This window comes from Rothia mucilaginosa ATCC 25296 (assembly GCF_000175615.1).
Taxonomy (GTDB): domain Bacteria; phylum Actinomycetota; class Actinomycetes; order Actinomycetales; family Micrococcaceae; genus Rothia; species Rothia mucilaginosa.
The window spans coordinates 74,930-89,521 of record NZ_ACVO01000025.1; the positions used below are offsets into that span (position 1 = coordinate 74,930).

9 protein-coding genes are annotated in these 14,592 nt (G+C 56.1%); 8 read left to right on the plus strand and 1 reads right to left on the minus strand.

Annotation, left to right across the window (positions count from 1 at the left end; translation table 11 throughout):
- Positions 1–108 precede the first annotated feature (108 nt).
- On the plus strand, positions 109–1,209 hold the full coding sequence (locus ROTMU0001_RS08540) for a YdcF family protein (RefSeq protein WP_155115064.1): 1,101 nt from the start codon (positions 109–111) through the stop codon (positions 1,207–1,209).
- Between the two features lie 115 nt (positions 1,210–1,324).
- Here the strand turns inward: ROTMU0001_RS08540 and cls are convergent, their stop codons facing one another.
- Positions 1,325–2,803 (minus strand): cardiolipin synthase, encoded by a 1,479-nt coding sequence (gene cls, locus ROTMU0001_RS08545; RefSeq protein ID WP_044143870.1) that lies wholly within the window; start codon positions 2,801–2,803, stop codon positions 1,325–1,327.
- 175 nt (positions 2,804–2,978) lie between these two features.
- Between cls and ROTMU0001_RS08550 the strand changes: the two genes are divergently transcribed.
- The 7 genes from ROTMU0001_RS08550 to ROTMU0001_RS08580 all read left to right on the plus strand — a co-directional run bounded on the left by ROTMU0001_RS08550 (position 2,979) and on the right by ROTMU0001_RS08580 (position 14,314).
- On the plus strand, positions 2,979–3,650 hold the full coding sequence (locus ROTMU0001_RS08550) for a TetR/AcrR family transcriptional regulator (protein ID WP_005509236.1): 672 nt from the start codon (positions 2,979–2,981) through the stop codon (positions 3,648–3,650).
- A gap of 103 nt (positions 3,651–3,753) precedes the next feature.
- Entirely contained in the window at positions 3,754–5,481 is a 1,728-nt protein-coding gene (locus ROTMU0001_RS08555; RefSeq protein WP_005509237.1) for an MDR family MFS transporter, read from the plus strand.
- 517 nt (positions 5,482–5,998) lie between these two features.
- A complete protein-coding gene (locus ROTMU0001_RS08560) occupies positions 5,999–6,994 on the plus strand; it encodes an ABC transporter permease (RefSeq protein ID WP_005509238.1) in 996 nt (331 codons plus the stop codon).
- On the plus strand, positions 6,991–7,992 hold the full coding sequence (locus tag ROTMU0001_RS08565; protein WP_005509239.1) for an ABC transporter permease: 1,002 nt from the start codon (positions 6,991–6,993) through the stop codon (positions 7,990–7,992). Before ROTMU0001_RS08560 ends, ROTMU0001_RS08565 begins: the two co-directional genes overlap by 4 nt.
- Positions 7,992–10,085 (plus strand): ABC transporter ATP-binding protein, encoded by a 2,094-nt coding sequence (locus tag ROTMU0001_RS08570; RefSeq protein WP_005509240.1) that lies wholly within the window; start codon positions 7,992–7,994, stop codon positions 10,083–10,085. Before ROTMU0001_RS08565 ends, ROTMU0001_RS08570 begins: the two co-directional genes overlap by 1 nt.
- Positions 10,086–10,514: 429 nt before the next feature.
- Complete coding sequence (locus ROTMU0001_RS08575) at positions 10,515–12,215, plus strand: ABC transporter family substrate-binding protein (protein WP_005509241.1); 1,701 nt, start codon at positions 10,515–10,517, stop codon at positions 12,213–12,215.
- A gap of 368 nt (positions 12,216–12,583) precedes the next feature.
- Entirely contained in the window at positions 12,584–14,314 is a 1,731-nt protein-coding gene (locus ROTMU0001_RS08580) for an ABC transporter family substrate-binding protein (RefSeq protein WP_005509242.1), read from the plus strand.
- The last annotated feature ends 278 nt before the right edge of the window (positions 14,315–14,592 follow it).

Sequence of the window (14,592 nt, forward strand, 5' to 3'; positions counted from 1 at the left end):
GGTGGGTCTGCAGTGATAGATGCACAGCGGTGGGGATAGAATTGTGTGAAGATTTTTTCGATTCTCCCGATTTTTAGCGGGTGCACACTATTTTTTGGGACCCAATTTATGCAGTTTCTCCCTCCTCCTGATTCTCCTCTATATATTCCGCTGGTGGTGCTGTATGCGCTGACGGCGCTTTCGCTGGTGCTCTTTATCTGCCTCTACCTGCGGGAACGCCGTAGCGTGTTTGTCGGCTGGTTGCTGATTGCGACCGTGGGGTTGCTGGGTACGAGCCTGGGCGTAATGGCGATTGTGGCAGAGAACCAGATTTTGCTGGTGTTGGCGTTCTTCATTGTTATCGTTCCGGCGATCCTTTCGATTTTTACGCCTTTGGGTTTGACCGGTCTTTTCCTTTATAGCGGTGTGCGTCTTATTGTTCGTGAGGGTTTTTCGCTCACTAATTCTTTGGCATTAGCTGCCGGTATTGCCCTTATTGTGGGTCCGTTCTTTGTTCCCGGTCCGGCGGAGAACACTCCGTTGGGCGGCGTGTGGGGCACTATTTATTTCTATTTTTCGCTGGTGCTGACCTATTTCACTATCTACGCGGTAGGCTTTACTGTGTCGGCAGTGTTGAACCTGGTGAATTTCCGTCAGCAGGCTGACTATGTGGTGGTGCTCGGTTCGGGTCTCATTGGTGACCAGGTGACTCCGCTGCTGGCGGGTCGTATTGATCGCGGCATTGAAATTTACCGTAAGAACCCCGGCTCGAAGCTGATTATGTCTGGCGGTCAGGGTGCGGATGAAGAGGTTCCTGAGGGTGTGGCGATGACTCGCTACGCTGTATCCCGTGGTATTCCCGAGACGGACATTATTGTGGAGGACCGCGCGGTGAACACCCGCGAGAATCTGCTCTTCTCTTACGCCCTGATGCCGGAGGTTGCCGAGGGCAAAACCCCGAAAGTTGCTGTGGCAACAACCAGCTACCACCTGTTCCGTGCGTTGCTGCTGGCGCGTTCGCTGGGTCTGAAATGCTGGGGCGCGGGGGCTCGTACGAAGGTGTATTTTGCGGTGAATGCTTTTATCCGTGAGTTTATTGGGTATTTGAGCATGACTCGCCGCCGCCACATCATTACTTTGAGCCTGTGCACGGTCCTCTACATTGCAGTGGTGCTCTTCGTGTGGTGGATGCACTCCGCCGGTTTGGTGGGCCCGGGCGAACCGATGTAGCCCCTGGTCTGCTCTAATACGTATCCGTGCTCTAGCTTGTGGCCTGGCGCATCCTGCGATAGCGCCTCATACAATAAAAGTGCCCACCCGGGGTTATCCGGGTGGGCACTTTTATTTAGAGGAGCGATGACCACAGTCGGCAGAGGTTCTCCGCCATCTTGATGCGGCGCGGACGCTCCGCCCACTGGGTGTACAGCAACTCGGTGCAGACCTGCTCGTATTCGGCGCATACTTCATCCAGCATCGCCACCATTTTGCGGTCAATGACGAACGTTGACACTTCCATGTTCAGCGAGAAGGAACGCGGGTCCATATTGGACGAGCCAATGAACGCGATTTCGTCGTCGACCATCATGAACTTGGAGTGCAGCACGGTCGGGCTGGGGTACTGCAGAATACGCACACCCGCCTGCAACAGCTGCTCGTAGTAGGAGCGCTGCGCCATGTTCGGTAGGAACTGGTCGCCCTTCTCGCACACAATCACGGTGGTTTCAATACCGGAGTATGCGGCGTTCGTGAGTGCCTGCAGTAGGGTCTCTTCGGGCACGAAGTAGGGCGAGCAGATGGTGATACGCCGCTCGGCATTGTAGATCAAGTAGTTGATGAGGCGCAGGTTGTTTTCGGTTTCAAAACCGGGCCCGGAGGGAACAACCTGGGCGCGCATCCCATCCTCGTAGTAGGGGATGTTGGTGTTAATTTCTGCCAGGATCAGCTGGTTCGTTTCGGAGTACCAGTCGGAGACGAAAATGGCGTTGAGCTCTTCAACGATGGGGCCGGTGCAGGAGAAAGTCAGGTCCTTCCATTCCAGACCCTTCTTAATGTTTTCGGGTAGATCGTAGGAGCGGTGAATAGCGTTCTGCGAACCGGAGAACGCGACGCGGCCGTCCACGACGAGGACCTTGCGGTGGTTACGCAGGTCGGGGCGCTGCCACTTGAGCTTCCACGGTTTGAGCGGCAGCATGAGGCGCCACTGCATACCCGAGTCGTTGAGCATTTTCACGAGCTTCTTATAGGACGGGTATTTGCGGGAGCCGATGTGGTCGATGAGTACGCGCACCTGTACACCGCGTTTGTGGGCGGCGAAGAGGGCGTCCCAGAGGACTGCGCTCGCCTCGTCGTAGGCGGTGATGTAGAACTCGAAGTGCACGTATTTGGTGGCGCGGTCGACTTCTTCCGCCATGGCGACCATCGCGTCGTGGTTGTCGGTGTGGAGGGTGAATTGGTTGCCGCCGACCAGGGGGAGCGAGCCGAGGGTGTAGTTGAGTTGGCTGGCTACCTTGGCGGGGTCGGAGAGGTCGTCGGTTCGGGCGAGGAAGGGTTTGTTTTCGCTGGCTTCGCGGATCATGTCGTTCATGGCGTGTTGGCGTGCGCGGCGGTAGGCGGGCAGGCGCGAGGAGCCGAAGACGAGGAATGCGATGAACCCTACGAAGGGGATGAAGAAGATTGCCATGAGCCAGCCCAGTGCAACCACGGGTTTGCGGTTGTAGGGGAGCCAGAAGAGGGCTGCGAGTCGGATGAGGATATCGGCGATGCCGAGTGCGAGGCGCAGCCAGTCGGGCAGGAAGTCGAGGTAGGTGGGGGCAAACAAGTTCACCCGTCTATTATGCCGGTATTTCGTGTGGGGTTTGGGGGAGCGGGTTTGCCGCTTCGTATGTGATGTGCCGGTATTGTGTGCTGGCGGTGGGGGTGGAGCTTAGCTGGCTTTGCTGTGAGCCTTAACGCTAAAAATGCACTTGAGCATTGTCTGCAGTGGTGAAATAATTGCAGTTATGCAGAAAAAGGAACAGAGCCTTCGCGAACGCCGCCGCGAACAAACCTGGACGGCAATCCACGAAGCAGCCCTCAAACGCGTCCGCGACCACGGGATGCGCGGAACCACCGTTGAAGAAATTGCCCAGGAGGCGGGCGTCTCCCCGCGTACCTTCTTCAACTACTTCCCCTCCAAAGAGGACGCCGTTCTGGGTCTGCGTGAACCGGTGGTCAGCGAGGAAATCCTCGAAACAGACCGCGCCCACGAGGACGACAACACCATCATTCGTGTAACCCACCTTCTCTGGGAGGTCATTTTCCAGAGCTTCCACTACGCCAATGGCAAGGACCCCCGAGCTCCCTTTCAGGAGTTCCCCGAGTCCGCGAAACGAATGAAAATGCACTACATGAAGTGCGAACAGGTGCTCACCGAGTACCTGAACACTATTGACTGGGTGGCTTTTGATGCTGCCGGTCGCCGCGGCCCTTTCCCGCGCCGAACCCCCGCTGACCCGCTGACCGATCACTTCCGGGAGCGATCGCGCGCAAAGGTCCAGCTTGCCTCCGCGGTGCTTCGTCAGCTGGAGTTCGCCCGCGACCTGGAAGACAAAGAGGATATCGCCCGCCATATCCGCCAGACGGTAAAGACCTTCCAGTTCCTGCTTTTTGAGCAGAACCGACCGGCAATTTAGCGGCAGTTCACTGCTACAAACTACAAAAGCCCGCCGGAAACTGAATCCAGAGCCCGGCGGATACTCACAACAGACATATATAGAACGTAACTAAGGATTATCGATGAGTACAGAGGAAAAGAAGCTACCTCAGCCGCCAGCCGGCGAGGCTAAGCAGGAAAGCAAAAACCGCATCCGCGCCATGTTCTTGGGCCTGGTCATTGTGATGCTCATGTCCTCGTTGAATCAGACGATTCTGGCGCCGTCGCTACCCACGATTGTGGGTGAGCTTCACGGCGTGGAGCACATGAGCTGGGTGATTACTATTTTCATCCTGCTTTCGACGATTACGATGCCGGTCTACGGCAAGCTTTCTGACCAGTTCGGACGCAAGCCCTTCCTGATTTTTGCGATTGTCGCGTTCATGGCGGGTTCGATTGTTGGTGCGCTCGCTCAGGACATGAACTGGCTGATTTTTGCTCGTGCCCTGCAGGGTCTGGGCGGCGGCGGTCTGATGATTCTTTCTCAGGCTGTGATTGCTGATGTGATTCCTCCCCGCGACCGTGGCCGCTACATGGGTATTATCGGTGGCGTTTTTGCGTTCTCGTCGGTGGCTGGTCCGCTGATTGGTGGCTGGATTACTGAGGGGCCGGGTTGGCGTTGGGCGTTCTGGCTGAACCTGCCGCTGGCTATTCTGTCGATTCTTGCGGTGATTTTCTTGCTGCCGCACCGCCCGTTCCGTGAGCGTGAGAAGCACAGCATCGACTACCTTGGTTCGCTGATTCTGATGGCGGGTACGAGTGCGCTCGTGCTTGCCACGATTTGGGGCGGTAACCAGTACGAGTGGGCTTCGCCGCAGATTATTGGTCTGCTAATTTTCTCGGTGGTTGCTGCGCTGGTGTTCATCCCGGTGGAGAACCGTGCGGCTGAGCCGGTCATGCCCATGTACCTGTTCAAGAACCGTAACTTCTTGCTGACTCTGGGCGCTTCGCTGGCGTTGGGTGTGGCAATGTTTGGTGCGGTGGAGTATATCCCGACTTATCTGCAGATGGCGCTGGGTGTGAGCGCTACGGTGGCCGGTCTGCTGATGATCCCGATGATGGGTGTCATGCTGGTGGTGTCCATTGTGACGGGCCGCGTGGTGTCGAAGAGCGGTCGCTACAAGCGTTACGTGACGAGCGGTACCGCGATTGTGGCGCTGGGCCTGTTCCTGCTGTCGACCGTGACTATTGAGACTCCGACCTGGCTGTTCTGTGTGTACCTTGCGGTGATGGGTGCCGGTCTGGGTATGTCCATGCAGTTCTTGACTCTGATTGTTCAGAATGCGTTCCCGGTGAGCGTGGTTGGTACCGCGACGGCGTCGAATAACTTCTTCCGTCAGGTGGGTGCTACTGTGGGTGCCTCGCTGGTGGGTGGTCTGTTTACCTCGCGTCTGACCTCGCTGATTTCTGAGCGTATGCCGCAGCAGGCGCTGCAGTCTTCGGGTAGCCATGCGTCTTCGTCTCTGACTCCTGAGCTGGTGGCGTCTTTGCCGGAGCCGGTGCACGGCATCATTGTGAATGCCTATAACGATGCGTTGATTCCGCTGTTCCTGTACCTGGTGCCGCTGGGTCTGGTGTCTACGCTGCTTCTGTTCTTCATTCGTGAGGATGCGCTGGCGACGACCCTGGAGACTGAGCCGGCTGTTGATATTGCCCGTGCGGCGACCGGCGCGATCCCGGTGATTACTCCGGAGATGGCTGCTAAGGACGCGCAGGATCTGAAGGGTATGCAGGGTTCTGCCCGCACTCGTATTGATGAGTCGTTGAACTCGGAGGCTTCGCCGGATTCGGAGCCTAACGCTAAGAGCTAAGGTCTTAGCACTAGATGCGGAGGCGTTGCCTTCCTATATAAGTGGCGCCCCGGTGCGAGTCGTGTGCTCGTGCCGGGGTGCCGTTTTTGGCTGCGTTGCCTTAAATAGCGCGCTTAAGAGGTGTGCCTTAGTGCTTGGTTTAGGGGTTTGAAGTGTTGGTTTAGTCCCCTAAATGGTGGGTTTACGTGGTGTTTTACCCTGTTAAAGCGCTTATCGAAAAGGTTATTACGTCCCTATCTGGGGTTAATTGTTTCGGATGTAAAATTTTCGTAAAAATTGTTAATCCGCCCCTTTTCCCCGGTATTCCGGGGCATTTTTTTACCCAGCTCCCTTTTAGCTTGCATACAGGCTGTTCTAAGGGGTGAAAGTGCCCAATGTGGGTTTGGTGGAAGTGTTACAGGCTATATAAGATAAAGTAACTATGCTCCTAGTGACAGTCATCACGAAGCAGTGCACTGGGACAGCATGACACACATGCCTATGACACCGACATCTACACAAGGAGGGGAACCGTCCCATGTTTAGGTACATCCTCCAGCGATCGCTGACGTACCTCGTCATGGTCTTTATTACGACCACGATGGGTTACTTTGCAGCGGTTACTGCTCTGAAGCCTGCCCTCTTGGAGCAGGAAAAGGTTCCGAAGCCGAGCCCCGAGCAGGTGAACCGTAACTTCGCGTCCCTGGGTCTCGATCCCGAAATGAACCCCTGGGACCGCTACGTTCAGTGGCTGACCAATGTGGTCACCAAGTTCGATTGGGGCCGTAGCCCCAACGGCGCGTACATTAACCAGGAATTTGGCCAGCGCGTGTGGGTTTCTACCCGCCTGCTGCTGGTGGCTACCATTCTCTCGATTGTGATTGGTATTGCCCTGGGTGTGTACTCGGCAGCTCGCCAGTACAAGTTCTCTGACCGTGTTATCACCGGTTACTCCTACCTGGTCTACATCATCCCCGCTCCCGTTGCTTACTTCGTGGTGCAGCAGGGCGCGACCACTATCAACAACATTGCCGTTGCTAATGGTGGAGAGAAGATTTTCTATGTGACCGGTATTTCGACTCCGGGTCTGACCGGATTCTGGGAAATCACCATCGATATGGCGGCGCACTACATCGTGCCGACTTTCTGTATGACCATCTTCGGTTGGGCTGGTTACCAGATTGCACAGCGTCAGTACCTGCTCGATAACGTGAACGCTGACTTCGTGCGTACCGCTCGTGCTAAGGGTCTGACCCGCAACCAGGCGATTACTCGCCACGCACTGCGTGTCTCCTTCATCCCCGTGGCACAGTCCATCGCGTACCAGATTCCGCTGATTTTTGCGGGTGCATTCTTCGCCGAGACCGTCTTTGCATGGCCCGGTATCGGTAAGTGGTCGATTGACTCCATTTCCTCGCAGGACGTGAACGCTGCGACCGTGACCCTCGCGTACGGTTCTGCACTGTTCGCTGTCGGTGCGATCATCGCTGATATCGCTACCACCATCGTCGACCCCCGAGTGAGGATCTCATGAGCCAGGTAACTGCAACTTCCTCCGTACCGGTGGTACAGGAGAACGGTGACTTCAAGGTCATCAACAAGAGCGTTATTATTCTGCGCCGCTTCCTGCGTAACAAGGCTGCAGTCTTCGGCCTGTCCGTGTTCATCGGCATGGGTCTGTTCGGCCTGTTCGGTAAGTACCTGACCAAGTACAAGCCCAACGACATTGACTACATGGCGCTGGGTGAAGGCCCCTCGGCTGACCACTGGTTCGGTACCACCATCGCGGGTAACGACGTGTTCGCCATGATGGTTGAGGCCGTCTGGACCTCTCTCGAAATTGGTGTGATCGTTGGTTTCGTCACCGTGTTCATCTCCGCAGTCTACGGCTGTGTGATGGCGTACTTCGGCGGCTGGATTGACAAGATCATGTTGTTCATCCTCGAGACCCTGATCATGGTGCCCTCGCTGCTGATTCTGGCTATTCTGATTAACGGTCAGGTTGGTAAGCAGATTCAGAAGAGCGTCCCCACCTGGATTCTGCTCTCCGCTGTGCTGATTACCTTCGGCTGGATGGGTAGCGCCCGTGTTATTCGTGCAATGGCACAGTCCCTCATCAACCGCGACTTCGTGAAGGCTGCACGCTACATGGGTGTGCACCCCTTCAAGATTGTGATGCGCCACCTGGTTCCGAACATCGGCTCCCTGCTGGTTCTGAACTTCACCAGCGGCATCATGAGCGCTGTGCTCTCTGAGGTTGCCTACTCCTTCATCGGCATCGGTATTAAGTACCCCAACTACTCGCTGGGTTCGCTGATTTCGGATGCTTCGCAGCAGATTAACACCCTGCCGCACATGTTCTGGTTCCCGGTTCTGTTCTTCTTCCTGCTGGTTGGTCCGCTGGCCCTCATGAACGACGGTCTGCGTGACGCATTCGACCCGACCTCCATGTCTGTCGGTAAGATCAAGAAGTCCAAGAAGAACGAGAAGGCAGAGGCACCTGCTGCCGCTGCAAAGGAGGCGAAGAACTAATGAGTACCTCTCCCGTTCTGAGCGTTAAGGACCTCAACGTCCGCTTCAACACTGAGAATGGCATCGTGCATGCTGTTCGCGGTGTGAACTTTGACCTGTACCCCGGTAAGACCCTGGGTATCGTGGGTGAATCCGGTTCCGGTAAGTCCGTTGCCTCCATGGCGATTATGGGCCTGCACCCGACCACCGCTGACATCACCGGCTCGATTAAGTACAACGGTACCGAGCTGCTGGGTCTGAGCGATAAGGAAATGTGCGCATACCGCGGCAAGGAGATCTCCATGGTCTTCCAGGATCCGCTGTCCTCCCTGACCCCCGTGTACACCATTGGTGATCAGATTGCCGAGGTGCTCAAGGTCCACAACAAGGGCATGAGCAAGCAGGCTATCAAGGACCGCTCCATCGAGCTGATGCGTATGGTGGGTATTCCTTCGCCGGCTGACCGCCTGCGTTCCTTCCCGCACGAGTTCTCCGGTGGTATGCGTCAGCGCATCATGATTGCTATGGCGATTGCGAATGACCCCCGTGTGCTCATCGCCGATGAGCCCACCACCGCACTGGATGTGACCATTCAGGCGCAGGTACTGGAGGTTATGCAGAAGGCTCAGGATGAGACCGGCGCAGCGACCATCATGATTACCCACGACCTGGGTGTTGTGGCTGGTATGGCTGACGACATTCTGGTGATGTACGCCGGTAAGCCGGTGGAGATTGCGAAGGCAGAAGACCTGTACAAGCATCCCTCCCACCCGTACACCATCGGTCTGCTGGGTGCGGTCCCGCGTGTGGACCGTTCCGAGAAGGTCTCCCTGGTTCCGATTGAGGGTACCCCTCCGAACCTGATTAACCCGGTGACCGCGTGCTCCTTCCGCCCGCGTTGCCCCATCGCTAAGAGCGGTGGCCAGTGCTGCCAGGACTCCAACGGCGAGCCCGATCTGCAGCTGTTGGAAGGCGTTGGCGAGGGTCACTACTCCTCCTGCACCATCTCTCAGGAGCTGGTCGGTAAGACCGCAGACGAGCTGTACCCGGTTCCGGAGCCCCCGGTATCGAAGTACGACGGTATTCCGCGTGAGGAGCGTGCCCCCGTCCTGGAGGTCCGCAACGTCAAGAAGCACTTCCCGCTCATGAAGGGTGCGCTGATTAAGCGCCGCGTGGGCACTGTGAAGGCTGTGAACGGCTTGTCCTTCGATATTCGTGAGGGCGAGTGCTTCTCCATCGTGGGTGAGTCCGGTTGTGGTAAGACCACCACCCTGCTGGAAATCATGGAGTTCAACAAGAACACCGACGGTGAGATTCTGATCAACGGAACCTCCACCAAGGACGGCAAGTCCGCGGGTGAGATTCTTGAGCTGCGTAAGAACCAGCAGATGGTGTTCCAGGACCCCACCGGTGCTCTGGATCCGCGCTTCACCGTTTACGAGGTGCTTGCTGAGCCGCTGGAAAACCAGGGCATGAACAAGGCAGACATCAAGAAGCGCGTCATCGAGCTGATGCACATTGTGGGTCTGCAGCCTGACCACGTGAACCGCTTCCCGAACCAGTTCTCTGGTGGTCAGCGTCAGCGTATCGGTATTGCTCGTGCGCTTGCTGTGAACCCCAAGCTTGTGGTTCTGGATGAGCCGGTGTCCGCACTGGACGTGTCCGTCCAGGCTGGTGTGATTAACCTGCTGGAGGAGTTGCGTGCAAACCTGGGCCTGAGCTACCTGATGGTTGCTCACGACCTCGCGGTGATTCGCCACGCATCCGACCGCGTTGCAGTGATGTACCTGGGTCGTATTGTTGAGATTGGTGACGTCGACCAGGTGTTCGACAACCCGATCCACCCGTACACCCGTGCACTGCTCTCGGCAATTCCGGTCCCGGATCCTGAGGTTGAGGCAAAGCGCCACCGCATTATGCTTGAGGGCGACCTGCCCACTCCGGTGAACGCGCCTAAGGGTTGTGGCTTCTCGAGCCGTTGCCCGGTCTTCAAGCTGCTGCCTGAGGACAAGAAGCGTCGTTGCCTGGAGGAGATGCCGGAACTGACCCACGTTGAGGGTGAGGATCACGGTTATGCTTGCTACTTCCCGGAGGCTGAGGCCGCTACGGTGTAGCTCTAGAGTCGGCTGAATAAGTCGCATGTGTGCCGAGGGGCGAATATTCGTTGAATATTCGCCCCTCGGGTTTTTAATGCCCGGTACTGGTGAGGCGCGTGCTGCTTGAGATTGTCACCTGGTGAGACGGCGGGAGCCTCAGAATGTGGCGCTTGGCACTGAAACCAGCAAGAAAACAGGAAAAACTGCACTGACTAGGCGTAACCTTTCTCACCATTCAAGATATGAATATTTATAGGCGAACTTCTATACCGCAGGTAAGCCATAATTAAGCCTGTGGGTGCGCCGCTAGGGGCATACCTCAAGGAACACATTCATAGACCGGCACTAATTCATCGCTCACCGCAGCCTATTGCGGCGCATGAGCAGGGAACCCTTGACGCTTTCCTGCAGGATTATTGAGGGTCAAACGTATAAGAGGACACTCTCATGGAGAAGAATTTCATCCTGAACCGTCGTACCGTTCTCGGTGGCGCTGCAGCACTGGGTACCGTGGGCGTACTGGCTGCGTGCGGCTCGTCCAAGGACTCCAAGGCAACCACTCATGGTGCAACCGTGGGCACCGATGCCAAGGAGCTTTATGACCTTGGTGAGGCCGCTGTTTCTGAGCTGAAGGATGGCGGCACTCTGCGCCTGGCTGTTCCGGGTATTGGTCCGGACTTCAACCTTTTCAGCGCGGACGGCAACTCCCTGTACACCCAGACCGCTATGAGCCCCGTGGCTTACGCAGGTCTGTGGCAGGGTGACCCCATGGGTAAGCGCACTCTGGCTCCCGAGTTTGCGAAGAGCTTCGATGTCGCCGAAGAAAACGGTCTGCCGGTTGTCTCCATTGAGCTGAACCCCCAGGCTAAGTTCAACGATGGTACCCCCATCGACTACAAGGCTCTGCAGGCTACCTGGGAGGTCCTCAAGAGCACCGATGGTGGCTACAAGATCGCAAGCAGCGGCATCTACGGCAGCATTGCTTCCGTGGAGCGCGACGGTGATGACTTCAAGGTGAAGGTAACTTTCTCCGCACCTTACTTCCCGCTGGAGACCCTCTTCGCTGGCATTATGCACCCGGCTCTGCTGGACAAGGAACTCTTCAACACTGGTTTCGTGGACAAGCCGCACCCCGAGTACTGGGTTGGTCCCTTCACCATTGCTGAAGGTGGTTGGAACTCGACCGAGAAGACCCTGACCCTGACCCGCAACGACAAGTGGTGGGGTGAGAAGCCCGTTCTGGAGCGTATCGTCTTCCGTCAGATGGATACTGCTGCTGAGCGCGCAGCATTCAAGAACGATGAGCTTGATGCGATTGGTGCTACTACTGTTTCTGCATACAATGAGCTCAAGGAAGTTGCTAACACCGAGATTCGCCGAGGCGCTCGCCTGTTCTCCGGTGGCGTGACCATGAACCCCGCCCGCATGCAGGATGTTGCTCTGCGTCGTGCTGTGGTTGCTGGTCTGAACCGTGAGGCTCTCGCCAAGATTCGTTTCCAGGGCCTGGATTACAAAGAGAAGCTTCCCGGCTCGATGATTCACATGCCCTTCAACGAGTACTACCAGGACGTTTACCCGACTCCGAACAACGATGCTGCTGCAGCTGCCAAGATTCTGGAAGAGGCAGGTTACACCAAGAACGGCGAGTTCTACGAGAAGGACGGCAAGCAGGCTGCCTTCAAGTTCTCCATCTTCGGTGAGGACCCCACCTCCAAGGCTGTCGGTCAGACCCTGGTTCAGCAGCTGAAGTCTGCAGGCATTAATGCTGAGCTTGACTCCCGTGCTGTTAGCGAGTTTAACAAGACCATGGCCTCCAAGGATTACGACGCAACCTCTTCCGGTTTCGCTCCGAGCTCCCCGGATGCTACCGAGGCTACCGAGCAGTTCTACATGCGCCGTAAGCCCGAGGAAGCCGGTTCCGATGAGATCAATGAGATGATTGCAAAGATGAAGCTCATTGCTGACAACAAGGAACGCAACCTGGCTTGCAACGAGATTGAGAAGAAGCACCTGGCTGAGTTTGCAGTGCTGATTCCGCTCATCAATGGTCCTGAGTACAAGTTCGTGAAGAAGGGTCTGCACAACTACGGTGTGTCCCTCTTCCAGGGCACCGGCATTCACTGGGAGAAGGTTGGTTGGGCTAAGTAAGTGCTCGTCCCTTCACCCACTCGGTGAATAGCCTAGAGCTATTGAAAGTGTCCACCCGGATTATCCGGGTGGACACTTTTTGCATATCTGGAGGAAGCGCTTTGGGTGTTTTTGTGTACCGATGCGGGGGAGTGGTGGTATAGCTATCCGATAAAATCCGAAAAATTCGTGCAAAAACAGGGTATTTATAGTATGAATATTCAAAAGACACGATAAATATTAAGAAATATTGTAAAAATGCTTGGTTTTCACTCTCGAGGTGCGCTACAGTGGAGTCATACAAAGTTATGCATTGCTCTGTATAAATAATCATTATTTCGGCGATACGGGATACACCCGCCCGCACAAGACAGAAGGAAACCACTCCCATGACCGCCAACACCGCATACACCGCGAGTAGCCACGAAGCGACCAAGAACAGCTTCAGCCGCCGCGCCCTCATTGGCGGCACCGCGGCTCTGGGAGCTGTAGGTCTGCTCAGTGCCTGCGGCAACGGCAGCGCAAGCTCTGAAAAGACCAAGGCCGCCGGCGCCGGTGCCAATATCGAAGACCTCTACAACATTAACGCTCAGGACGTGAACAGCCTGAAGAAGGGCGGCATCCTGCGCCTGCCCGCCGGATCCATCGGCCCGAACTTCAATTTCTACACCCAGAGTGGTAACACCAGCGATAACGTCAACGTTATGAGCACCATCAGTCAGGCTGGCATGTGGAACCTCGACTTTGATGGCACTTACAAGCTGAACACCGACTTCGCTGTCTCCTTCGAGCACAGCAAGAAGGACGACAAGATTCAGGTTGCCGTCAAGCTCAACCCCAAGGCTGTCTTCAACGATGGCACCCCCATCACCTACAAGGCGCTCCAGTCCACCTGGAACATCTTCAAGAGCTTGGATAACGGCTACAACATTGTCACCAGCGGCATCTACGAATTTGTCGAATCCGTAGAAAAGGGCGAAGACGACTACAGCGCAACGGTCACCTTCTCCAAGCCCTTCTACCCGCTGCAGAGCCTCTTCTCTGAGATTCTGCACCCCGCACTGGAAGACGTCGAGCTCTTCAACAACGGCTTCGTGGATGCGCCCCACCCCGAGTACTGGGCTGGCCCCTTCACCCTGGCGGATAAGGGCTGGGACTCCACCGCGAAGACCTTCAGTGTTGTACCCAACGACAAGTGGTGGGGCACCAAGCCCCTGCTGGACAAGATTGTCTTTACCCAGATGGAATCCAGCGCTGCGCGTGCCGCGTTCAAGAATGACGAAATTGACGCTATCGGTGCAAGCACCTCCTCCACCTATGCCGAGGTGAAGAATATTGCGGGTACCGAACTTCGTAAGGGTACTCGCCTCTACGCTGGCGGCCTGGATATCAATCCCCGCCGCGTCAAGGATGCTGCCCTGCGTAAGGCAATCTTCGTCGGCACCAACCGTGAAGCACTCGCAAAGATTCAGTTCCAGGGTCTGCCCTACGAAGAAGCTATTCCCGGTTCGATGATTCACATGCCTTTCTCGCCCTACTACCAGGATTCTTACCCGACCCCGAATAACAGCGTTTCGGAGGCGCAGAAGATTCTGGAGGTCGCCGGCTACACCAAGAACGGCGACTACTACGAGAAGGACGGCACGAAGGCTGGCTGCGCAGTGGTGGTCTTCGGTGACGATCCGACCAACAAGGGTAGGGCTCAGACCTTCACCCAGCAGATGAAGGATGTCGGCATTGAGATCCGGATCGATCAGCACGCCGATAGTGAGTTCGCCACCATTTTGGGCAACTGGGACTACGATATTTCCTTCAGTGGCTACTCGGTCTCTGCTGACGCGACCGAGGGTGCCAAGCAGTTCTACTACTCCGAGAACAACGAAGGTATCGGCAGCAAGGAAATCGATGCCCTCATCGACGCCATGACCCTCATTGAGGATGACAAGGAACGTAACCTCGCCTGCAACGAGATTGAGAAGAAGCACATGGCGGAGTTCGCCTTCCTGGGCACCATTACGAACGGTCCTGACTTTGTGATGGTCAAGAAGACTCTGGCTAACTACGGTCCGCGCCTGTACAAGTCGATGGACTGGACTGCTGTGGGCTGGATGAACTCCTAAAAGGTGCCTGTCTTGCGAGCGGGTCGAATGCGTATGTGCGCGTTCGGCCCGCTTTGCTGTGCCCGCTGACTATTTCTGAAGGTAGGGAAGGGGTGTTGCGCGAAGGATGGTGGGGTTACGTCGGTATGGATTTAGGCCCGCTACATTAGGGCCGGGCGTAATAATTGAGAAATATTTATCGTGTTGCGCACCTGTAGTGATGTGTGTGGTGTACACTACTAAAAATATTAAATGTGGCTTAGAACATAGCTTTAGGTCACATTATTTTGCATGGCTTG

Excerpts from the sequence above, each read along its gene's own strand:
- ROTMU0001_RS08540 (WP_155115064.1), top strand. The coding sequence starts at position 109 with ATGCAGTTTCTCCCTCCTCCTGATTCTCCTCTATATATTCCGCTGGTG.
- ROTMU0001_RS08550 (WP_005509236.1), top strand. The coding sequence starts at position 2,979 with ATGCAGAAAAAGGAACAGAGCCTTCGCGAACGCCGCCGCGAACAAACC.
- ROTMU0001_RS08570 (WP_005509240.1), top strand. The coding sequence starts at position 7,992 with ATGAGTACCTCTCCCGTTCTGAGCGTTAAGGACCTCAACGTCCGCTTC.
- ROTMU0001_RS08560 (WP_005509238.1), top strand. The coding sequence starts at position 5,999 with ATGTTTAGGTACATCCTCCAGCGATCGCTGACGTACCTCGTCATGGTC.
- ROTMU0001_RS08575 (WP_005509241.1), top strand. The coding sequence starts at position 10,515 with ATGGAGAAGAATTTCATCCTGAACCGTCGTACCGTTCTCGGTGGCGCT.
- ROTMU0001_RS08580 (WP_005509242.1), top strand. The coding sequence starts at position 12,584 with ATGACCGCCAACACCGCATACACCGCGAGTAGCCACGAAGCGACCAAG.
- ROTMU0001_RS08555 (WP_005509237.1), top strand. The coding sequence starts at position 3,754 with ATGAGTACAGAGGAAAAGAAGCTACCTCAGCCGCCAGCCGGCGAGGCT.
- ROTMU0001_RS08565 (WP_005509239.1), top strand. The coding sequence starts at position 6,991 with ATGAGCCAGGTAACTGCAACTTCCTCCGTACCGGTGGTACAGGAGAAC.